The sequence below is a fragment of the Sporosarcina luteola genome (assembly GCF_007991495.1).
In the GTDB taxonomy this organism is placed as follows: domain Bacteria; phylum Bacillota; class Bacilli; order Bacillales_A; family Planococcaceae; genus Sporosarcina; species Sporosarcina luteola.
The window spans coordinates 1-20,261 of the sequence record NZ_BJYL01000030.1 but is presented as its reverse complement, the minus strand read 5'-3'; the positions used below and the strand labels follow the sequence as shown (position 1 = coordinate 20,261).

Sequence of the window (20,261 nt, the reverse complement as noted above, 5' to 3'; positions counted from 1 at the left end):
TGAGTTTCCCCCTTTATAAGTATGATTCAGTTGCCACGAGGAGCAACTCGGTCGGTCCTTCATTGGCATTCGATACACGATGATGGTCGGATGCTTCATAGTAAGCCGACTCACCAATCGAAGCCGTATATGTACGCTTGCCAAGTTCAATTTCCACTTTCCCGGATAAAACATAGATGAATGTTTCGGCTAAAGAAGGTTCAAATTGCTTAAATTCACCGTGTTTGGAAAATGTTATGTGAACAGGTTCCATTTCATTTTCATTCGAACGGGGAACAAGCCAACGAATGCTATACTTCAGCTCATCATTTACATAAGTTGTTTGATCGGCAGGGGAGTAGACGACTTTCATATTCTTCTTTGGTTCATCAAAGAATTCTTTTGGCGTTGTGCCTAATACTTCTAAAAGTGAAAAGAGTGTTTCGATGGATGGGGATGTAAGTTCCCGCTCCAATTGTGAAATATACCCTTTCGTCAAGTCTGTCCTTTCACCGAGTTCTTCTTGCGTCAATCCTTTTTTCAATCGAAGACTTTTGATTTTACTCCCGATATGCATGGTCAATCCTCTTCCCTTCATCTCGGAGTTTAGTATTACTGTACTTTAAGTTTACTATAAACCTTTTTTATTATACAAAAATTTGGTTGAAAATCAAGATGTTATCAAAAAAAATCGGAGGTCTAGCATCATTATTGAGTTCCTTCTAGTATTTCCTTAGCGTGTTGTTCCATAAACATCGAGTGTTTCGATTGTCGAATGTTTGTCCATTTTGTTGAACAAGAAAAGGGTGAGGGACTTATTCTACAATGTTTAGACACAAATTGTAAGAATGATTATCATATTTGAGCCATTGTAATTGAATTAAAACTAGTGGTTTGATATCCTAAATTAGGATTGTTCAGTGAATTAATAGCTAAATAAAGAAACATGGGAGGGATTTACAATGGTTGAACGTATGGTTGGTAAACAAGCACCTAGATTTACAATGGAAGCGGTATTAGCGGACAAGTCTTTTGGAAAAGTAAGTTTAGAAGAGAACATGAAACAAGATAAATGGACAGTTCTATTCTTCTATCCAATGGATTTCACTTTCGTATGCCCGACTGAAATTACAGCAATGTCTGACCGTTACGATGAATTTGAAGATCTGGATGCAGAAGTGATTGGTGTATCTACAGACACAATACATACACACCTTGCATGGATTAACACAGATCGTAAAGATAATGGTCTTGAACAGTTGAAATATCCGCTTGCTGCAGATACAAATCATGCAATCTCACGCGAATACGGCGTGTTGATTGAAGAGGAAGGAATTGCACTTCGCGGTCTTTTCATCATTAATCCTGAAGGTGAATTACAATATCAAACAGTTTTCCATAACAATATCGGAAGAGACGTCGATGAAACATTGCGTGTTCTTCAAGCACTTCAAACAGGCGGACTTTGCCCGGCAAACTGGAGACCAGGTCAAAAAACCCTTTAATTCAATTTCAGATTGAAACCATACCAATTCAGGTCCTCACGCATAGAATAGGCAGTGGGGATCTTTTAAAGTGAAGGAGATGCAGTTATGAAATTACGTGATCAAATGCCGGAACTGACTGGCGCAACAACTTGGTTGAACGGTCGAGTGGATAAAGCCGACCTTGTCGGCGAAAAACCGACTCTTATCCATTTTTGGTCAGTGAGCTGCCATTTATGCAAAGAAGCAATGCCTGAAGTGAATAATTTTAGGGACCAATATAAAAATGAATTGAACGTTATCGCTGTTCATATGCCACGCTCTGAAGATGATTTAGATTTATACAACATCACGGAAATTGCTGAAGAGCACGATATTACACAGCCGATTTTTGTAGATAGTGACTTGAAATTGACGGATGCTTTCGATAACCAATACGTTCCTGCGTATTATGTTTTCGACAAGGATGGTCAACTACGTCACTTCCAAGCAGGCGGCAGTGGCATGAAAATGCTAGAAAAACGTGTAAATCGTGTATTGGACGAAATGAGGAAATAAGATCCGCCTGAAACGGAAAGCAACTTATCAATTCTTAATTCACACGGGACGGCCTATACTTTAGGCCGTTCTTTTTCAATCCTTCGATTGAGAGCAATCATCTCATATGTTACACTAATTTCATCCATCAATCGGATTGGAGCGAAACGGTATGAAAAAAGAATTTGTCGTCATCGGGTTGGGAAGATTCGGCGGTAGCATCGTCAATGAATTGATAGCATTAAAAGCGGATGTCATGGCAATCGATATCTCACCTGAACGAGTAGAAGAATTTGCACAAATCGCAACGACGGCAGTTGCCGCTGATACGACAGATGAATCCGCATTGCGATCGCTTGGCATCCGAAATTTCGAACATGTCGTTGTCGCAATAGGAGAAAATATACAAGCGAGCATTCTGACGACTTTGATATTGAAAGAAGTCGGTGTCAAAAAAATTACGGTTAAAGCACAAAATGACTATCATGAAAAAGTCTTAAGGAAAATCGGAGCAGATCAGGTTGTCCATCCAGAGCGAGATATGGGCAAAAGGATTGCGAACAATATGGTCTCGAACAATATTTTAGATTATCTCGAGCTTTCTGATGAATATTCAATCGTAGAAATTAGAGCAAATGAAAAAATTGCAGGATCCACACTAATCGACCTTGATATCCGGGCAAAGTACGGTGTCAATATAGTTGCCATTAAGCGGCAAACTCAAATATTAGTTTCTCCACAAGCGATCGAGGAGATTGAGTTGAATGACATTTTGATTGTAATCGGATCTGATGTTGATATTCATACATTCGAGAGAAAGGCCCTTCATTAAAAGCGAAATTTACTAGAAAAACGCATAAAAATCCTCACGCCGTATTATTGACGTGAGGATTTTTGCATTTATTTTCAGACTTCCATAACGACAGGTAAAACCATTGGTCTGCGTTTTGTCTGGTCGTAAAGATAAGGGGAGAGGATATCGATAATGTCGCTTTTCAAAGCTCCTGCTTCAGCTTGAGTATTCGAAAGCTTTTTCTGCAGTTCCTTGGAAAGCAAATTTTGCGCCTCGCTTATCATCATCCCTGACTCTCTCATATATACAAAGCCTCTGGAAATAATATCTGGACCGGAAACAACTTTGTTACGTTTCTTATCGATTGTCGCGACGACAATGACTAAACCGTCTTCTGATAGGATTTTACGATCCCTTAGAACGACACTGCCAATATCACCGATGCCGCTGCCGTCAATATATACATCTCCTGAAGGGATTCTTCCTGCAGTTCTAGCAGTGTTTTCGGTTAGTGCAAGAACGTCGCCGTTGCTCATAATGAATGTGTTATCCGGCTCGACATCGCATCCGATAGCGAGTTCTTTATGCATTTTCAACATGCGGTATTCCCCATGAATCGGCATGAAGAACTTCGGTTTAATCAAGCGAAGCATCAATTTTTGCTCTTCTTGAGATCCGTGACCGGAAGTATGGATATTATTCAGTGCTCCATGGATGACTTCAGCACCCGCACGGAACAAAGCATTGATTGTTTTATTGACACTTAGTGTATTCCCGGGAATCGGAGATGAAGAGAAAATAACAGTATCTCCGGGCTGAATTTGCACTTGTCGGTGTGTTCCATTTGCAATCCTTGACAATGCTGCCATCGGTTCGCCTTGGCTACCTGTACAAAGGATCATTACTTCATTTGCAGGAAGCCGATTTAGTGATTGAGTATCTACGAAAAGATCTTTTGGTGCGTTTATATAACCAAGTTCACGGCCAATCGTAATCGCATTATCCATACTGCGTCCAAATACGGCTATCTTTCTGCCATAATGTTCCGCTGCTTCAATAACTTGTTGAAGACGATGGATATTGGATGCAAATGTGGCGAAAATGATTCTGCCGTCTACTTTACGGAATATTTCATTCAGGCTGTCGCCGACTTTCCTTTCAGACATCGTGAAATTCGGTACTTCGGCATTTGTACTGTCGGATAACAGACAGAGGACTCCATCGCTGCCAACCTTCGCCATCTTAGCAAGATTTGCAGGCTCGCCGACTGGTGTAAAGTCGAATTTGAAATCACCGGTATGGACGATATTCCCAGAAGGCGTTTTTACGACTACGCCAAAAGCGTCTGGGATACTATGTGTAGTCCGGAAGAAGGATACAGATGTCTTCCTGAATTTAATGACATCGTCTTCAGTGATTTCAATCATCTTTGTCGTCCGGAGGAGACCATGCTCGTCCAATTTATTGCGAAGTAATCCAAGCGCCAATTTTCCGCCGTATACTGGAATATTAACTTTACGCAATAAATAAGGGATTCCGCCGATATGATCCTCATGTCCGTGCGTGATGAAAAGACCTTTAATCTTTTCGACATTCCGTTCCAAATACGTGTAGTCGGGAATCACATAATCGATTCCTAGTAAATCGTCTTCTGGAAATTTAATGCCTGCGTCAATAAGTATGATTTCATCTTGAAATTGAACGCAATACGTATTTTTACCGATTTCACCAAGTCCGCCTAAGGCAAAAACGGCAGTTTCATTGTTTTTAATTAATTTCATGCTGATTAGACCTGCTCTAGCTCAAAATGAGAGGACGCTTTCTCATATTCGAGATGTTGGCCTTCAAGTAACTGGATAAGTTCAATATTGTACTTGCGCTCTTTCAATTTTTCGCGGACGGATTTTTCTGAATCTGCTTCGATGTAGATCTGCTTTGTATTTTCACGAATCGGTACTTGTGTTGCGTTTTCTTGGTAATACACTTTGTAAATCATAGTAAGCTCTCCTTTTTACGTTCGTTTGAAATCTTTCTCTTCATATTAGCATGTCAGTTGTCTAAAATAAAGAAAAGCCCACCAAATGCATTGGCGGGCGTGAATTATGCAATCGTCTTTTTTCCGAGTATGCCATTGAGCCGTTTCAACAGTTTACGTTTGAGGCGCTTGTACATGGGCATATCACTCCTTAAAGACATTGTACACGTGTTTAAACATTCTGTCAAGTTTGACTGTCGGAGAATTATTATCTCTCGAAAGGAATAGCGCCCGGTATCTCCTTGTATGGAGTAGTTTGATCGATATGGTCATAGAACATAATGCCGTTTAAATGGTCCAATTCATGTTGAAAAGCGATGGCGGGAAGCCCCTTTAGCCTTAACTTAAATTCGTTGCCTTCCTGATCAAAAGCTTTTATTGTAATTCTAGAATAGCGTGGAACATATCCCTCGATGTCACGATCTACGGATAAACAACCTTCACCTGCAGCCAAATACGTCTGTTCTACCGAATGGCTGACAATTTTAGGGTTGATAGCGACGATGCTTAACGGTTTTTTATCTTCCTCTTCGATATGCAAGGCGAAAATCCTTTTTGACACATTCACTTGTGGCGCAGCAAGTCCAATACCGGGGCGTAAGCCGAACCGTTCGCATAGCTCATCGTCTTGACTGTTCTTAATATATTCAAGTAAGTCTTCACAAAGCTTTTTTTCAACTGGGGCCAAAGGGAAATTCACTTCCTCCGCTACTTTTCTAAGAGCGGGATGACCTTCTCGTACAATATCTTTCATTAGTATCATTAGTTGTTCTTCCTTTCAATTACCCATGCTTATTCTTATTATAAGCCAATTGGAAAAAGGTATAAAGGATTTCTTCCTTGGTTGAAAAGGAATAGCTATAACGCTATAGTGAAACCTAGATTGGAGGAAAACGTATGAAGAAAAAAATGATAGGATTGTTAGCTGTCGGTATGTTAGTCATGTCGGGCTGTAGCATTGGAGCTTCGACCGAGAAACAACTTTCCGATACGCTATCCAAAATGAACGACTCAGAATCTGGATACCGAAGTAATCAGAGCAAATTGACCGATCTGGAAAAGGATGAGCAAACAACGTTTACTGAAACGATGGATCTAACGAAAGAGGATATCGATAAGCTTCGCGGGAAAGTAGATGAATTAGAAAAGCTTATAGATGAAAGGCTTAATCATTTGGGCGAAGAAGAGTCATCTATGAAAGAAGCTAAAGGGTTTATTGAAGAATTAGAGCCAATCGCTGAAAAAGCGTCCGATTCAGAGAAGGACCAAATTATGAAATTGAAAAATGCGGTTCAAAACAGATACGATCTTCACGGCAAGTTTGTTGAAGAATATAAAAAGCTTTCTTCTATTCAAAAAGAATTTTATAGCATGCTGTCTGATGAAAAAATTGAGTTGACTGACCTTAAGCAGAAAGTGGAAGAAGTCAACGGACAAAATTCAAACGTCCAAACTGCAATTAATGAATTTAATGAAGCGACAATAGAAGTCAATTCATTAAAGGATGCTTTGTTTTCAAGTTTAGAAAAAAAGGAATAGTGGAATGGGGTAAAGTGGAGAGCACAGTTCTCCACTTTTTTCTATTGTAGATGACGAATTTAAATGAATTGCGATTGTATAGGATTTGAATTGGAACGGAAGGCGGCGAAGTGCAAAGATATGCTCTCAACGCTTCGCTTTGGTTCGCAAAAGCCGTTCTTCGTGACGGCTTTTCCTGCGGGAACAGCACGAGCTGAAGACCCCGCAACGTAGCGAAGCGAAGTGAGGAGGCTGAAGCCGTGCCCGCGGAAAGCGTCCGCCTGGAGTGGAAATCCGAGTTTTGATACTTTATCTTCAACAATTTCTAAATTCATTTCACTTATCTATTATAAAACAGCAAAAACATTGTAGTAGTACAGAATGAAAATTACACTTAATTCAGAAATATGAAAGGCGCCAAAATGCTACCCATTACAAGGATTGACCTATTTGTCCCACTTCAGTATACTGATAAAGAAAGATCATTGTATCATTACATGTAACAACAAAAATAATACAGGTATAAAGGAGAGTTGCCGACATGGCTGCAAAAAAAGAAAAGCAGTTCAATCCGGTGGAAACGCTTCATTCTATTGAAGAGCAGTTTGAAATGTTCCAGATCTTGAATGAAGAAGGCGAAATTGTCAACAAGGACGCCGATCCGAATTTATCCGATGAACAACTTACAGAATTGATGACACGGATGGTTTACACGAGAATATTGGATCAGCGGTCGATTTCATTGAATCGTCAAGGACGACTTGGATTCTACGCTCCAACAGCGGGCCAAGAAGCCTCACAGCTTGCCTCTCATTTTGCACTTGAAAAAGAGGATTTCATCCTACCGGGTTACCGTGACGTTCCACAAATCGTATTCCATGGTCTTCCGTTACATATGGCGTTTTTATGGTCCCGTGGACATTATGAAGGAAGCATTATCCCTGAAGGCTTGAATATTTTCATGCCGCAAATCATTATTGGAGCTCAATATATCCAAGCTGCAGGAGTTGCACTTGGTTTCCAAAAACGCGGCACTAAAGCTGTAGCAATGACGTACACAGGTGACGGCGGTACTTCACAAGGTGATTTCTATGAAGGCATCAACTTTGCCGGTGCATATCGTGTACCAGCCATCTTCGTTGTGCAAAATAACCAATATGCGATTTCGACTCCACGTGAATTGCAGACGGCTGCAAAGACACTTGCGCAAAAAGGGATAGCTGCAGGAATTCCGAGCATTCTCGTTGACGGAATGGATGCGCTTGCGGTTTATACTGCGACACGCGATGCAAGAGAACGCGCAATCAATGGCGAAGGTCCTACACTCATTGAAACAATGTGCTATCGCTATGGTCCACATACGATGGCTGGTGACGATCCGACCCGCTACCGTACATCCGACACAGATAACGAGTGGGAAAAACGCGATCCGTTAATCCGTTTCCGCAAATACCTTGAAGAAAAAGGCATTTGGTCGGAAGAAAAGGAAAACGAAGTAATCGAGCGTGCTAAAGAAGAAATCAAAGAAGCCATTAAAATGGCTGACGCTGCACCGAAACAGAAAGTCAGCGATTTCATTAAAATTATGTATAAAGGCGATTTGCCATATAACTTACAAGAACAACTTGATACTTATACAGAGAAGGAGTCGAAGTAACCGATGGCACAAATGACGATGATTCAAGCGATTACCGATGCAATGCGCACGGAGCTGAAAAATGATGAAAACGTCCTCGTCTTCGGTGAAGACGTTGGAGTAAACGGTGGGGTATTCCGTGCGACGGAAGGGTTGCAGAAGGAGTTTGGCGAGGATCGGGTATTCGATACGCCCCTAGCTGAATCCGGAATCGGCGGACTCGCGATCGGATTAACTTTGACTGGGTTCCGTCCTGTTATGGAAATCCAATTCTTTGGTTTCCTTTTCGAAGTAATCGACTCCGTCAGCGGACAGTTGGCACGTCAATCTTTCCGTACAGGCGGGCGTTTCAATGCACCTGTTACAATTCGTTCACCATTCGGCGGAGGTGTTGCGACGCCTGAAATGCATGCTGATAGCTTGGAAGGCATTGTTGCTTCACAACCGGGCTTGACAGTAGTCATTCCGTCAACTCCATATGATGCTAAAGGACTTCTCATTTCTGCAATAAAAGATGAGAATCCGGTGATTTTCTTGGAGCATATGAAACTTTATCGTTCATTTAGACAGGAAGTTCCTGAAGAGGAATATACGATTCCACTTGGAAAAGCTGATGTGAAACGCGAAGGAAAAGATCTTTCCATCATTACTTATGGCGCAATGGTGCACGAGAGCCTTAAAGCGGCAGAAGCATTGGAGAAAGAAGGATATTCCGTTGAAGTTGTAGACTTACGTACAATCCAACCATTGGATATCGAAACGATTATTGCATCAGTCGAAAAGACAAATCGTGCGATTGTCGTTCAAGAAGCGCAAAAACAAGCTGGTATCGCAGCAAATGTAGTTTCTGAAATTACAGAACGTGCGATCTTAAGCTTGGAAGCACCGGTTTTACGTGTTGCAGCTCCTGACACGATCTATCCATTTGCCCAAGGTGAGAACACTTGGCTGCCGGATGCAAACGACATTATTGAAACAGCTAAAAAAGTGTTGACATTCTAATAGGAGCTGACGCTCTGACAATAAGAAAGGGTGAATCTTGTGGCATATGAATTCCGTTTGCCGGATATCGGGGAAGGCATCCACGAAGGTGAAGTTGTAAAGTGGTTTGTTGCTAAGGGCGATAAAATCAATGAAGACGACACGCTTCTTGAAATCCAAAATGATAAAGCGGTTGTGGAAATTCCATCACCTGTAACAGGCACAGTAGAAGAGATACTCGTTGAAGAAGGAAAGGTCGCTGTTGTAGGTGACATTCTTATTCGTTTTGACGCTCCGGGCTATGAACATTCGCACGTCGAAGAAGAGGGCAAAGAGGAGACTGAAGCTCAAGTGCAGGCTACTGCTGAGGCGGGGCAACCAATCGAAAAAGCTGAAGTGAAGAAAGAACAGCCTGAAACAAAAGAAACTGCTTCTACTAAAGGACAATCAAGTGACACTGCAACAAAACGTGTCATCGCCATGCCTTCTGTCCGTAAATTTGCTCGTGAGCAGGAAATTGATATTCAGCAAGTACAAGGCTCTGGTAAAAATGGCCGTATTTTAAAAGAGGATATTGAAGCATTCTTAAGCGGCGGGCAACAGGAAGTTGCACAACCGGCTCAAGAGACTCAAACCATTGAGGAAGCAGTTTCTGAAGAAAAAGTTACAGCTTCAGCGGCTCCAGTCGTACTTGAAGGGGATTTCCCAGAGACGCGTGAAAAATTGTCTGGAATTCGTAAAGCGATTGCTAAAGCGATGGTCAACTCCAAACATACAGCTCCTCACGTAACGCTATTGGACGAAATTGACGTAACTGAACTAGTTGCTCACCGTAAGAAATTCAAAGCGATCGCTGCGGAAAAAGATATTAAATTAACGTATCTTCCTTACGTTGTAAAAGCACTTGTATCTACGTTGCGTGAATTCCCTCAATTGAACACATCGCTTGATGATGAAAAAGAGGAAATCGTTCAAAAGCATTATTATAACATCGGAATTGCGGCGGATACTGACCGCGGTCTTCTCGTCCCAGTCATTAAACATGCTGACCGTAAATCCGTATTTGCAATTTCTGAAGAGATCACCACATTGGCTGAAAAAGCTCGTGACGGCAAACTAAGCCCGGCTGAAATGAAAGGTGCATCTTGTTCCATTACAAATATCGGCTCTGCCGGTGGACAATGGTTTACACCAATTATCAACCACCCTGAAGTTGCAATTCTCGGAATTGGACGCATTTCAGAAAAACCGGTTGTGAAAAATGGTGAAATTGTTGCAGCACCTATGTTAGCATTATCATTGGTATTCGATCATCGGGTAATTGATGGAGTGACAGGTCAACAAGCACTGAACCACATTAAAAAATTGCTCGGAAATCCAGAACTTTTATTAATGGAGGCGTAAGCAAATGGTAGTAGGAGACTTTCCAATCGAAATAGACACACTTGTTGTAGGATCAGGTCCTGGAGGTTATGTCGCTGCAATCCGCGCGGCACAACTCGGACAGAAAGTGACGATCGTTGAGAAAGAAAATCTTGGTGGCGTATGTCTGAACGTTGGATGTATCCCTTCCAAAGCACTTATTTCTGTAGGGCACCGTTACGCATCCGCGAAAGATTCCGATGATATGGGAATTACAGCAACTGATGTGAAATTGGACTTCACGAAAGCGCAAGCGTTCAAAGATGGCGTTGTCAATAAATTGACTGGCGGCGTTGAAGGACTTTTAAAAGGGAACAAAGTGGAAATCGTCAAAGGCGAAGCATATTTTGTTGATGCGAACACTGCGAAGGTAATGGATGAGAAATCATCACAGACGTATAAGTTTAAAAATGCGATCATCGCGACTGGTTCACGTCCTGTTGAAATTCCTACATTCAAATTTACTAAACGCGTTATCAACTCAACTGGGGCGCTTAACTTGGATGAACTTCCAGGTCGTCTAGTTGTAATCGGTGGCGGGTATATCGGTACTGAACTTGGTTCTGCATTCGCAAATCTTGGTTCTAAAGTAACGATCATCGAAGGGGCAGATGATATTCTTGCTGGCTTCGAAAAACAAATGACTCAAATCGTTAAAAAAGGATTGAAGAAAAAAGGCGTTGATGTGGTTGTGAAAGCATCCGCAAAAGGCGTTGAAGAATCCGAAACTGGCGTTGTTGTAACATATGAGGCGAAAGGTGAAGAACAAAAGGTTGAAGCTGACTATGTTCTTGTCACTGTTGGACGACGTCCGAACACAGATGAAATCGGCCTTGAAGAAATGGGCATCAAATTCTTGGAGCGCGGTTTGATCGATGTGGATAAGCAATGCCGTACGAGCATTCCGAACATCTATGCAATCGGCGATATCGTATCCGGCCCTCAGCTTGCACACAAAGCTTCTTATGAAGCGAAAGTCGCTGCTGAAGCAATTTCCGGTGAAAAATCTGAAGTGGACTATATGGCTATTCCTGCTGTCTGCTTCACAGATCCTGAACTTGCAACAGTTGGCTTGAACGAACAACAAGCGAAAGATGAAGGCTATGAAGTTGTGGCAGGGAAATTCCCGTTTGCTGCAAACGGCCGTGCGCTTGCTCTAAATGCGACAGACGGTTTCGTCAAACTTGTATCACGTAAAGAAGACGGCTTGCTTCTTGGTGCACAAATTGTCGGCGAAAACGCATCCGATATGATCGCTGAGCTTGGTCTTGCAATTGAAGCGGGCATGACGCTTGAAGATATCGCAATGACAATTCATGCGCATCCGACATTGGGAGAGATTTCAATGGAAGCGGCAGAAGTTGCGTTAGGTAAGCCGGTTCATATGATTACTAAATAATAAATGATTACTAGAAAACGCGTCCGAAGGCAATATATGCCTTTGGGCGTGTTTTTTTGTTAGTGAGAAACTGGTGTTGAAATGGGAAGTGGGGAACATTTCTCGTTTTTCGCGGGAAGTTCTCATTATTACCGGACAAGTTCTCATTTCTTCGTATAGAGTTCTCGTTGCAACGTGAAAAGTTCTCATTGCTTCGTGAAGAGTTCTCATATTCACCCGAATAGTTCTCATTCCAACATAATACGGAATTATACGGTTCGTTTGAAGGGACGTTCTGAATCATGTTAGGATTGAATTATTCAACAAAAGGAGATGTCTTCATGAAAAAGAGAATGCTATACATACCATTCCTATCAATGTTGCTACTCACTGCATGCAGCGAAAAAGCAGAACCTGAAACACCGATGGATGAAGAAGAAACTGCAACTCAAGAAGAGACAACTGAGGAAGAAACGTTAAAAGAGGAAGAGGATCTGGCAGTTGACGAAGAAGAAAGTGAAGACATTGCTGTCCAAGCACCGCAATATGAATTGAATCCGAAAACATATTCCATTCAACCAATCGGGGAAGCTAATCCTCAAGTCGTCCTTTTAACGATTGATGACGCGCCTGACAAAAGAGCGCTTGATATGGCGAAGACGTTGAAACGACTCGATGCACCTGCGATTTTCTTCGTCAATGGGCATTTTATCGCTACTGAAGAAAAAAAGGCGATTCTTAAAGAAATTTATGATATGGGCTTCATAATTGGCAATCATACGAAGACACACGCGAATTTAAAGCAAATATCCGAGGAAGAACAATATGAAGAAATTATTTCCGTCAATGACATCGTTGAAGAAGTGACAGGGGAACGTCCGAAGTTTTTCCGTGCTCCATTCGGTGTAAATACTGATTTTAGCAGAGCCCTTGCAGAAGAGGAAGGGATGCAGTTGATGAATTGGTCATATGGATATGATTTTGAAAAGGACTATATGACGAAAGAGAAAATTGCGGATATTATGGTGAATACGGAGTTGTTGCGGAACGGTTCAAATCTTTTGATGCATGATAGGGAGTGGACTGCAGATGCTTTGGAAGAAATCGTAAATGGATTGCGAGATAAGGGCTATGAACTTGTAGATCCGCATTTGATTAAAGGGATAGATGGAAGGGAAGAGGGGGAATAAAAGTGAAGTGGAAAACGAGAGTGACGGATTTGTTAGGAATCGATTATCCGATCATCCAAGGGGGATTAGCATACCTTGCATATGCAGAGCTTGCAGCGGCTGTTTCCGAGGCTGGGGGATTAGGGCAAATCACTGCAATGAGTCTGGGCGATCCTGAAGCATTGCGTGCGGAAATAAAAAAAGTACGTGAACTGACGACGAAGCCTTTCGGCGTGAATTTTGCAATCGGCCAACATGGAAGACCATATGAACATCTATTGGATGTTGCAATCGAGGAAAATGTGAAAGTTGTATCTGTAACTGGTGGAAATCCCGCCCCGTTTTTTGATTACTTAAAAGGGACGGATATGACAAAACTTGTTCTCGTAGCCGCAAAAAGGCAGGCTGTTAAAGCGGAGTCTCTTGGGGCAGATGCAGTGATGGTGGTCGGACAAGAAGGTGGAGGCCACCTGGGACGTGATGATATTGGTACGATCGTTTTAGTTCCTCAAGTTGTAGATGCCGTCAATATCCCGGTTATCGCGTCAGGAGGCATCGCTGACGGGCGTGGGTGGATGGCAGCTCACGCCTTAGGAGCGGAAGGCATTGAAATGGGGACACGCTTCATCGCAACCCAGGAATGTGTGCACGCTTCAATGGAATATAAAACAGCTTTGTTGAACTCGCAGGAAACAGGGACTGTTGTCATTAAGCGTTCACTTGGCACACCTGCCCGCGCTCTATCCGGTTCATGGACAGAGAAGATTTTAGGTATGGAAGCTGAAAATGCCAATTATGATAGGCTGAAAAGCTATATAAGTGGCGAAGCGAACCGTCGTTATATACATGATGGTGATGCCCAAAGTGGATTTGGATGGGCAGGCCAAGTAGCTGGTATGATTGATGATATCCCGTCTGTTGCTGATTTAATTGCCCGTATGGTGGAGCAGGCGGAAGATATACGTAGAAAATGGGCATAAGGAGAGGTGCTGGAGAAAATGGATTATAATTATCCTCTCAGTCATCATTGGTCGACTGAAGAAATAATTGATGTTGTTGCTTTTTTTCAAGCAGTGGAAAAAGCTTATGAAGGAGAAATTAAAAGAGAAAACTTCATGGATGCTTATAGAGCATTCAAAAAAGTTGTTCCTTCTATGGCGGAAGAAAAGACGATTTTCAAGGAGTTCGAAGATGTAAGCGGCTTTAACAGTTACCGCGTTGTAAAGAAGGGGAAAGAAGCTAATGCCGGAGATATGATTTCACAAAAATAAAAGGCAATGATAAAGGGATGCATCGCCTATGCATCCCTTTACTTGTGACCGATAACAACATCGTATACCGGAAAAAGTTGATCGATCGTTTCTTCAACTAACTTGAAAAAAGCTTCCTCCGTTAAATCAGTTGCCGCTTCTCTCGATAAATGTCTTCCAATGACCAACTCAGCCTTCTTAACGGATTCTAACCTCTCCAACAAGCTCTCAAGACCCTCTGCGCCGATTTCCCGCACTGGACTAGCTTCTGGCTTCATATGATCACCAGACACGACAAAGTCCTCAGGCAAGGATGTCAGCAACTTCATATGATTGCTAAGCCTTTCAGCGATGCCTTTTTTATCTGGATTTTCATAAATAACAGCCAGAATAATGAATAGATGAGTTCCCCACAGTCCAACCTGGAAATGAGGTAAAGCTTTATAGCCCCGTTTTGCAGTTGCGAAGGCGACCCAACTATCTTTAGGCGGATTAACCGTTCTTCTAGCATGCTTGGCGATATGTGGGAAGAATTCTCCAGTGCCGCGAGAAGATAGATGAGCTGAAATTTGCTCTCCGATCACTCCGAACTTTGGTTGGATTCTATTTTGAAGTGCATTCATTCTGTTTTCCAATCCGTCGATGGAAAAAACGTTAAAATCCTCAGTTGTCCAAAATCCTTGCTTCAATTTTAATTCCTCCATTTCATTATACACGTTTATCGTAACAGAAAACGGGGAACAATCTTATACAAGAAGGCTTATAACTAACAAAAGTTAAAAAGCCAGCATACGTTAGAAGTAAGTAAATGCATCGTTCAAATAAACACAAAGGGGTGTTAAATAATGAAACAAGTTGTCCATATTATCCGTAAAGCTGAAATCGAGAAGGAATACGTGAAACTTTTACATCTTGAATTGGATTATGAATTAGCAACTTTGTTTGATGCCGTGCAAGAGAAGGATAGCAAACAGGCTGAAAAAAGCAAATCGAGACTCGCTGAAATCCATAGTGAGCTGGAGACGTTCAATGCTTTTGCTTAACTTGAAGCGCTACAACCGATTTAGGCGCCTTCACTGAAACTCTTCACATAGGGGGGACAGTGTAGGCGCCTTTTTGTCTTCATCCAGCTCCGGACGGCAGTCACTCGGGTTGCTTCGGTCTTGAAAGAAAAGGCAAAGAACGCCTTTTTTTCAAGCCCTCCAGCACCGGTCGAGGCTAAACGCCGCCCTGCACTTTTGTTTTCATCCAGCTTCGGGCGCCAGAGGCTTGGGTCATAAGTCAAAGCTGCTCTGTGGCCAAGACCGCCACGCCGCATCTTCGCCTTATGCCTGTCGCCTCTAAGCAGTCGCCCTGCGCTTTTGTCTAGATAATGTTATAATTTAGATGGTGCAAGTGAATGGGGGTGCTTGGATGAACTGGGGATCAATTGATCGCTATGCAAAATCTTTGATCAAAGAGGCTGGTCATAAAATCAGAGTTTCTTTTTTTAGTACGATTGATATTGACTCCAAAGCAGATGCAAATGATTTAGTTACGAATATTGACCGTGATATAGAGCGTTTTTTCATTAGCAGGATAAAGCGGGATTTCCCGGAACACCGGATTTTTGGGGAAGAAGGCTTTGGAGATGAAATCGATACACTGGATGGCGTCATATGGATGCTTGACCCGATTGATGGAACGATGAATTTTATCCATCAGAAAAGGAATTTCGCAATTTCGCTTGGAATTTACTTGGACGGAATTGGAATGTTGGGTTATATATATGATGTCATGAATGATGACTTTTATCATGCAGCCAAGGATGAAGGAGCCTATTATAATGATGAAAGGCTTGCGACGCTGGAAAACACACCGTTGGAAGAGGCGATTATCGGCGTGAATGCCAGTTGGGTTGCGCCGAACCGAAGAATTGAGCATATGCCGATTGCAGAAATGGTACATAAATGCCGCGGAACGAGATCTTACGGTTCTGCCGCTATGGAGCTTGCTTATGTGGCGTCTGGCCGAATCGACGCCTATCTATCTTTGCGATTATCTCCATGGGATATTGCAGGAGGAATGATCATTGCACGCGAGGTAGGGGCGATAGCTACAAATATGAAAGGTGAAGCACCTCATTTGTTGGGGCAGGACACATTCATCGTAGCGAAACCAGGATTACATGACGAGATTTTAAAGAATCATATTTTGCTCAAATAAAAAAGGGGACTGCGGATTATTTGCAGTTCCCTTTTATAATCAAGGCTTTTGTTTATAAAACCCCTTGTTCCCGCATCTTCTTTTTAGTCTTGAAACCATTGCCCATGACAAAGACAAGAGCAAGCATAGCAACTATCGCAACGGGGATACTACGCATACCGACGGCAATACCAATACCACACATCGCAGCGACTGCAGCAATCGAATAAATAACGAAAACCCATTTAATATTCTTCAAAATGAAACATCTCCCGAATAAAATGTTTTTGTATATCGTTCTCATGTGCTATAATATCACAGTTATACATCTGATAAAAGATAACGGAGTGAAAACATGACAATTAAACGTAATGATTTACGGAATATAGCTATCATCGCCCACGTTGACCACGGTAAAACGACACTTGTCGATCAGCTTTTGAAGCAATCAGGGATTTTCCGGTCGAATGAACATGTGGAAGAACGTGCCATGGACTCGAATGACTTAGAACGCGAGCGTGGAATTACAATCCTCGCCAAAAACACAGGTATTGAATATAAGGATACGAAAATTAACATTCTTGATACACCGGGACACGCTGATTTCGGCGGAGAAGTGGAACGGATCTTGAAAATGGTTGATGGTGTCGTACTCGTAGTCGACTCCTTTGAGGGATGTATGCCGCAAACCCGGTTCGTATTGAAAAAAGCATTGGAAACGAATTTGAAACCGATTGTTGTCGTTAATAAAATCGACAGAGAATTTGCACGTCCCGAAGAAGTAGTCGACGAAGTTCTCGAATTGTTCATCGAGCTTGATGCAAATGACGAACAGCTCGAATTCCCAGTTGTGTATGCTTCAGGATTCAATGGTACAGCGAGTCTTTCACCAGACCCTGCTGATCAGGAAGATACACTGGAAGTTCTTTTCGATGCAATTATTGAACATATTCCAGCTCCAGTTGACAATCGAGATGAGCCATTGCAATTCCAAGTGTCTTTATTGGATTATAATGACTATGTGGGCCGTATCGGAATTGGCCGTGTTTTCCGCGGTACGATGAAAGTCGGTCAACAAGTATCAGTGCTGAAGCGTGATGGGTCGACGAAAAATTATCGAGTAACGAAAATGTATGGTTTCCTTGGATTGAAGCGGATTGAAATCGAAGAAGCTTATGCAGGAGATCTAATAGCAGTTTCAGGCATGGAGAACATTGACGTCGGTGAAACTGTTTGTCCAGTCGACCATATGGAAGCATTGCCGGCACTTCACATTGATGAGCCGACGCTGCAAATGACGTTCCTTGTCAATAATAGTCCTTTTGCCGGGAAAGAAGGTAAATGGGTAACAGCTAGAAAGATCGAAGAAAGATTGGAACAACAATTACAGACGGATGTTTCCTTGCGTGTGGATCCGACAGATTCACCAGATGCTTGGATCGTATCCGGACGTGGAGAGTTGCATCTATCTATCCTGATCGAAAATATGCGACGTGAAGGCTTTGAACTACAAGTATCTAAGCCAGCAGTTATTATTAGAACGATTGACGGCGTTCGTTCGGAACCGGTTGAACGTGTACAAATCGATATTCCAGAAGAATATACGGGTGCTATTATCGAGTCGATCGGTGAACGAAAAGGTGAAATGTTGGATATGATCAACAACGGCAATGGACAAGTACGTCTTATCTTCCTTGTTCCGGCTCGGGGATTGATCGGTTATTCCACTGACTTCCTAACACTTACAAGAGGGTATGGTATTATTAACCATACATTCGATTCCTATAAGCCTGTTGCACAAGGTCGTGTTGGTGGTCGTCGCCATGGTGTGCTCGTTTCAATGGAGACTGGAACTGTTACTGGATATAGTATTATGCAATTGGAAGATCGTGGAGTCATGTTCGTGGATGCAGGTACAGACATCTACGCAGGAATGGTTGTTGGTGAAAACAGTCGTGATACTGATTTAACAATCAATTTGACGAAAGTAAAACATGCAACAAACGTCCGTTCAGCAACAAAAGATCAAACAGTGACAACGAAAAAACCTCGTATTATGTCATTGGAAGAGGCATTACAATATGTCGGTGACGATGAATATTGTGAAGTGACGCCGCAATCCATCCGTTTGCGTAAAAAGATTCTTGATAAAAACGAACGTGAACGTGCTCAAAAGAAGAAAAAACTTGGTGAGTGATCTATAATAATAAAAGGCAGTAAAAAAGAATGCGTACAATCGCTTTGTTAGAAGGGAATGTGCTATATGAATGGTCCTATCGGGGATGCAGAAACAATCGAAGCCATGTCTCCGGTTGTTCGGATGATATATGAAATGACTTCATCCTCCGTAACTGGAATCTTGTTGTTTGCGGTTATTTTCATCCTTTCAGCCATCGTATATAAGTTAGGGTTTGCAAGGAAAATCAAGTTTTGGCAAAATGTCGTTGTTTACAGCTTCCTTTTTCTGGGATGTATTATGTTAACGTTTTTTGCCATCTTCCTTCCAATTGTAGAAGGGCTAATCGTCGCGGCACTTATTTTGATCATTTATAGGGTGCGCAGGATGAATGAACATAAAGAAAACTCCACCGCTTAATGGTGGAGTTTTCTTTATGAAACAGATTAAAAGTTTTCTTCAGCAGGATGTGAGCTGCGGTGAAAAATAAATTTACCGGAATTCAGACGGTGTATTGTATTCTCCGTTATCCTCTCGCTGCATCTCTCACACATATACGTATTGATCGGATGATTTCTCAGCTTCTTCGCAAGAGGGGTATCATCTACAAGTTGCCCGATTTCGTCACATAGGACACATTTAACACGCAAATGATCAACTCCTTAAATCACGAAAGACATATACTTCGCTCGTAGCATATGGGAACGTGTCAGTTTATTGTAATTCCGATAATTTTTTTCATAGGGTTTTCTCTATTTGAACCATCTTTCAGCAAAAGATGAACGGGTCCGTCTTCCTTCAAGGGTTTGCCTTCTTGGCTAAACTTAAAGATGAAATTGCCCGATTCGGTAATAGGGAATGATTTTTCATTATCGTCTTCTGTGATGAATGTAATCGCCTTTGCATCTTCGCTGGGTACAGCGTTTTTCAAAAAATGATCAAGAGAAATACCGAAAGTGCCAGTGACCATTTTTTTACGATCAAATTTCTTTTCTGTTTTTAAAGTCGGTGGGAAAGTTGCACCCTCCATTATTTCCCTGGACCAATGACTGCCCATGCTCTTCTTATATTCTTCATCTTCATCTTTTTCAACATGCACTTCCGTAAAGAAAGTATCCAAGTCGATTTTCCGGTCATCAAAGATCCAAACTGTAGGATCGAGAGTAATAATATGTTTTACGTTTCCTGTAATCGTAATGATTGATTCCAATATAATAGCCTCCTACAACTGAAAACTGCTGTTCAGTAATTAGTATACCCCTTAACGAACAATGAGGAAAGCTATTGATTTTAGCTTCATGCTAAAAGGGAAACACTTGCAATTTGTCATCTCAAAAGATACAATTTATTCATAATCACCGCTCGAGGATAAAAGGTGAATGGGGGGCGTCCTCATGGATATTGAATTACAGGAAACCTATCAGGCAAAAGCATTGAAACAACTTCAAGCAGATGCAGATAAAATAGCACAACTCATAAAAGTACAAATGGATCATTTAACAATGCCTCAATGTCCACTTTACGAGGAAGTGCTGGATACGCAAATGTATGGCTTATCCAGAGAAATTGATTTTGCTGTTAAGCTTGGATTGATTGAGCGAGAAAAAGGGAAGGAAATCCTTTCATTGCTCGAAAAGGAAATGAACATCTTGCATGAGCTATATACAAAAAAATAAACTAAAGACTCAAACTCATCATTGGTTTGAGTTTTTTATTTAA

The 20,261-nt window shown here is 41.9% G+C and carries 24 protein-coding genes; 16 read left to right on the top strand and 8 right to left on the bottom strand.

Features of this window, described 5'->3' with window-relative positions; translation table 11 throughout:
* Positions 1-13 precede the first annotated feature (13 nt).
* A complete protein-coding gene (locus SLU01_RS11465; RefSeq protein WP_147058422.1) occupies positions 14-556 on the bottom strand; it encodes a helix-turn-helix domain-containing protein in 543 nt (180 codons plus the stop codon).
* A gap of 385 nt (positions 557-941) precedes the next feature.
* Here SLU01_RS11465 and SLU01_RS11460 point away from each other — a divergent pair, with 385 nt between their 5' ends.
* From SLU01_RS11460 to SLU01_RS11450, 3 genes are all read left to right on the top strand, one after another.
* Complete coding sequence (locus tag SLU01_RS11460) at positions 942-1,484, top strand: peroxiredoxin (RefSeq protein WP_147058420.1); 543 nt, start codon at positions 942-944, stop codon at positions 1,482-1,484.
* An 87-nt stretch (positions 1,485-1,571) separates the two neighbouring features.
* A complete protein-coding gene (locus SLU01_RS11455) occupies positions 1,572-2,021 on the top strand; it encodes a TlpA family protein disulfide reductase (RefSeq protein WP_147058418.1) in 450 nt (149 codons plus the stop codon).
* Positions 2,022-2,172: 151 nt separating this feature from the next.
* Positions 2,173-2,832 (top strand): potassium channel family protein, encoded by a 660-nt coding sequence (locus SLU01_RS11450; protein WP_147058416.1) that lies wholly within the window; start codon positions 2,173-2,175, stop codon positions 2,830-2,832.
* Positions 2,833-2,906: 74 nt separating this feature from the next.
* Here SLU01_RS11450 and rnjA read toward each other — a convergent pair whose 3' ends face one another.
* The 3 genes from rnjA to def form a co-directional block, all read right to left on the bottom strand.
* Positions 2,907-4,574 carry a ribonuclease J1 gene (gene rnjA / locus SLU01_RS11445; RefSeq protein ID WP_147058414.1) on the bottom strand — a complete coding sequence of 556 codons (1,668 nt, stop codon included), beginning with the start codon at positions 4,572-4,574 and terminating at the stop codon, positions 2,907-2,909.
* Positions 4,575-4,579: 5 nt separating this feature from the next.
* On the bottom strand, positions 4,580-4,789 hold the full coding sequence (locus tag SLU01_RS11440) for a DNA-dependent RNA polymerase subunit epsilon (RefSeq protein WP_147058412.1): 210 nt from the start codon (positions 4,787-4,789) through the stop codon (positions 4,580-4,582).
* A 247-nt stretch (positions 4,790-5,036) separates the two neighbouring features.
* Positions 5,037-5,591 (bottom strand): peptide deformylase, encoded by a 555-nt coding sequence (gene def, locus SLU01_RS11435; RefSeq protein ID WP_147058410.1) that lies wholly within the window; start codon positions 5,589-5,591, stop codon positions 5,037-5,039.
* Between the two features lie 134 nt (positions 5,592-5,725).
* On the opposite strand from def, the gene SLU01_RS11430 reads away from it, so the two are divergent.
* The 8 genes from SLU01_RS11430 to SLU01_RS11395 all read left to right on the top strand — a co-directional run bounded on the left by SLU01_RS11430 (position 5,726) and on the right by SLU01_RS11395 (position 14,203).
* A complete protein-coding gene (locus SLU01_RS11430; protein WP_147058408.1) occupies positions 5,726-6,367 on the top strand; it encodes a YkyA family protein in 642 nt (213 codons plus the stop codon).
* A gap of 520 nt (positions 6,368-6,887) precedes the next feature.
* Entirely contained in the window at positions 6,888-8,003 is a 1,116-nt protein-coding gene (gene pdhA, locus SLU01_RS11425) for a pyruvate dehydrogenase (acetyl-transferring) E1 component subunit alpha (RefSeq protein WP_147058406.1), read from the top strand.
* 3 nt (positions 8,004-8,006) lie between these two features.
* On the top strand, positions 8,007-8,984 hold the full coding sequence (locus SLU01_RS11420) for an alpha-ketoacid dehydrogenase subunit beta (protein ID WP_147058404.1): 978 nt from the start codon (positions 8,007-8,009) through the stop codon (positions 8,982-8,984).
* A gap of 39 nt (positions 8,985-9,023) precedes the next feature.
* Positions 9,024-10,367, top strand: a complete 1,344-nt coding sequence (locus tag SLU01_RS11415; RefSeq protein ID WP_147058402.1) for a dihydrolipoamide acetyltransferase family protein — start codon at positions 9,024-9,026, stop codon at positions 10,365-10,367.
* A 4-nt stretch (positions 10,368-10,371) separates the two neighbouring features.
* Positions 10,372-11,784, top strand: a complete 1,413-nt coding sequence (lpdA, locus tag SLU01_RS11410; protein ID WP_147058400.1) for a dihydrolipoyl dehydrogenase — start codon at positions 10,372-10,374, stop codon at positions 11,782-11,784.
* A gap of 320 nt (positions 11,785-12,104) precedes the next feature.
* Positions 12,105-12,953, top strand: a complete 849-nt coding sequence (locus tag SLU01_RS11405; protein ID WP_147058398.1) for a polysaccharide deacetylase family protein — start codon at positions 12,105-12,107, stop codon at positions 12,951-12,953.
* A 2-nt stretch (positions 12,954-12,955) separates the two neighbouring features.
* A complete protein-coding gene (locus tag SLU01_RS11400) occupies positions 12,956-13,912 on the top strand; it encodes an NAD(P)H-dependent flavin oxidoreductase (RefSeq protein ID WP_147058396.1) in 957 nt (318 codons plus the stop codon).
* Positions 13,913-13,930: 18 nt separating this feature from the next.
* Positions 13,931-14,203, top strand: coding sequence for a UPF0223 family protein (locus tag SLU01_RS11395; protein WP_147058394.1), 273 nt, complete (start codon positions 13,931-13,933; stop codon positions 14,201-14,203).
* Positions 14,204-14,241: 38 nt separating this feature from the next.
* Here the strand turns inward: SLU01_RS11395 and SLU01_RS11390 are convergent, their stop codons facing one another.
* A complete protein-coding gene (locus tag SLU01_RS11390; RefSeq protein ID WP_147058392.1) occupies positions 14,242-14,886 on the bottom strand; it encodes a YktB family protein in 645 nt (214 codons plus the stop codon).
* Between the two features lie 141 nt (positions 14,887-15,027).
* Between SLU01_RS11390 and SLU01_RS11385 the strand changes: the two genes are divergently transcribed.
* Together SLU01_RS11385 and SLU01_RS11380 are read left to right on the top strand one after the other, a co-directional pair.
* A complete protein-coding gene (locus SLU01_RS11385; RefSeq protein ID WP_147058390.1) occupies positions 15,028-15,225 on the top strand; it encodes a YkzI domain-containing protein in 198 nt (65 codons plus the stop codon).
* A gap of 370 nt (positions 15,226-15,595) precedes the next feature.
* On the top strand, positions 15,596-16,387 hold the full coding sequence (locus tag SLU01_RS11380) for an inositol monophosphatase family protein (protein WP_147058388.1): 792 nt from the start codon (positions 15,596-15,598) through the stop codon (positions 16,385-16,387).
* Positions 16,388-16,439: 52 nt separating this feature from the next.
* Here the strand turns inward: SLU01_RS11380 and SLU01_RS11375 are convergent, their stop codons facing one another.
* Positions 16,440-16,625 carry a YlaF family protein gene (locus SLU01_RS11375; protein WP_147058386.1) on the bottom strand — a complete coding sequence of 62 codons (186 nt, stop codon included), beginning with the start codon at positions 16,623-16,625 and terminating at the stop codon, positions 16,440-16,442.
* Between the two features lie 96 nt (positions 16,626-16,721).
* On the opposite strand from SLU01_RS11375, the gene typA reads away from it, so the two are divergent.
* Together typA and SLU01_RS11365 are read left to right on the top strand one after the other, a co-directional pair.
* Complete coding sequence (gene typA / locus SLU01_RS11370; RefSeq protein ID WP_147058385.1) at positions 16,722-18,563, top strand: translational GTPase TypA; 1,842 nt, start codon at positions 16,722-16,724, stop codon at positions 18,561-18,563.
* Positions 18,564-18,629: 66 nt separating this feature from the next.
* Positions 18,630-18,962, top strand: a complete 333-nt coding sequence (locus tag SLU01_RS11365) for a YlaH-like family protein (protein ID WP_246110966.1) — start codon at positions 18,630-18,632, stop codon at positions 18,960-18,962.
* 26 nt (positions 18,963-18,988) lie between these two features.
* On the opposite strand, the gene SLU01_RS11360 is transcribed toward SLU01_RS11365, so the two are convergent.
* On the bottom strand, positions 18,989-19,192 hold the full coding sequence (locus SLU01_RS11360) for a YlaI family protein (RefSeq protein ID WP_147058383.1): 204 nt from the start codon (positions 19,190-19,192) through the stop codon (positions 18,989-18,991).
* Between the two features lie 59 nt (positions 19,193-19,251).
* Entirely contained in the window at positions 19,252-19,752 is a 501-nt protein-coding gene (locus SLU01_RS11355; RefSeq protein ID WP_174842646.1) for a peptidyl-prolyl cis-trans isomerase, read from the bottom strand.
* Positions 19,753-19,936: 184 nt separating this feature from the next.
* Between SLU01_RS11355 and SLU01_RS11350 the strand changes: the two genes are divergently transcribed.
* The gene (locus SLU01_RS11350) at positions 19,937-20,218 is read left to right on the top strand and encodes an Fpa/YlaN family protein (protein ID WP_147058378.1); all 282 of its coding nucleotides are present in this window, start codon (positions 19,937-19,939) and stop codon (positions 20,216-20,218) included.
* Positions 20,219-20,261 lie beyond the last annotated feature (43 nt).

Excerpts from the sequence above, each read along its gene's own strand:
- SLU01_RS11465 (WP_147058422.1), bottom strand. The coding sequence starts at position 556 with ATGCATATCGGGAGTAAAATCAAAAGTCTTCGATTGAAAAAAGGATTG.
- SLU01_RS11460 (WP_147058420.1), top strand. The coding sequence starts at position 942 with ATGGTTGAACGTATGGTTGGTAAACAAGCACCTAGATTTACAATGGAA.
- SLU01_RS11455 (WP_147058418.1), top strand. The coding sequence starts at position 1,572 with ATGAAATTACGTGATCAAATGCCGGAACTGACTGGCGCAACAACTTGG.
- SLU01_RS11450 (WP_147058416.1), top strand. The coding sequence starts at position 2,173 with ATGAAAAAAGAATTTGTCGTCATCGGGTTGGGAAGATTCGGCGGTAGC.
- rnjA (WP_147058414.1), bottom strand. The coding sequence starts at position 4,574 with ATGAAATTAATTAAAAACAATGAAACTGCCGTTTTTGCCTTAGGCGGA.
- SLU01_RS11440 (WP_147058412.1), bottom strand. The coding sequence starts at position 4,789 with ATGATTTACAAAGTGTATTACCAAGAAAACGCAACACAAGTACCGATT.
- def (WP_147058410.1), bottom strand. The coding sequence starts at position 5,591 with ATGATACTAATGAAAGATATTGTACGAGAAGGTCATCCCGCTCTTAGA.
- SLU01_RS11430 (WP_147058408.1), top strand. The coding sequence starts at position 5,726 with ATGAAGAAAAAAATGATAGGATTGTTAGCTGTCGGTATGTTAGTCATG.
- pdhA (WP_147058406.1), top strand. The coding sequence starts at position 6,888 with ATGGCTGCAAAAAAAGAAAAGCAGTTCAATCCGGTGGAAACGCTTCAT.
- SLU01_RS11420 (WP_147058404.1), top strand. The coding sequence starts at position 8,007 with ATGGCACAAATGACGATGATTCAAGCGATTACCGATGCAATGCGCACG.
- lpdA (WP_147058400.1), top strand. The coding sequence starts at position 10,372 with ATGGTAGTAGGAGACTTTCCAATCGAAATAGACACACTTGTTGTAGGA.
- SLU01_RS11405 (WP_147058398.1), top strand. The coding sequence starts at position 12,105 with ATGAAAAAGAGAATGCTATACATACCATTCCTATCAATGTTGCTACTC.
- SLU01_RS11395 (WP_147058394.1), top strand. The coding sequence starts at position 13,931 with ATGGATTATAATTATCCTCTCAGTCATCATTGGTCGACTGAAGAAATA.
- SLU01_RS11390 (WP_147058392.1), bottom strand. The coding sequence starts at position 14,886 with ATGGAGGAATTAAAATTGAAGCAAGGATTTTGGACAACTGAGGATTTT.
- SLU01_RS11385 (WP_147058390.1), top strand. The coding sequence starts at position 15,028 with ATGAAACAAGTTGTCCATATTATCCGTAAAGCTGAAATCGAGAAGGAA.
- SLU01_RS11380 (WP_147058388.1), top strand. The coding sequence starts at position 15,596 with ATGAACTGGGGATCAATTGATCGCTATGCAAAATCTTTGATCAAAGAG.
- typA (WP_147058385.1), top strand. The coding sequence starts at position 16,722 with ATGACAATTAAACGTAATGATTTACGGAATATAGCTATCATCGCCCAC.
- SLU01_RS11365 (WP_246110966.1), top strand. The coding sequence starts at position 18,630 with ATGAATGGTCCTATCGGGGATGCAGAAACAATCGAAGCCATGTCTCCG.
- SLU01_RS11350 (WP_147058378.1), top strand. The coding sequence starts at position 19,937 with ATGGATATTGAATTACAGGAAACCTATCAGGCAAAAGCATTGAAACAA.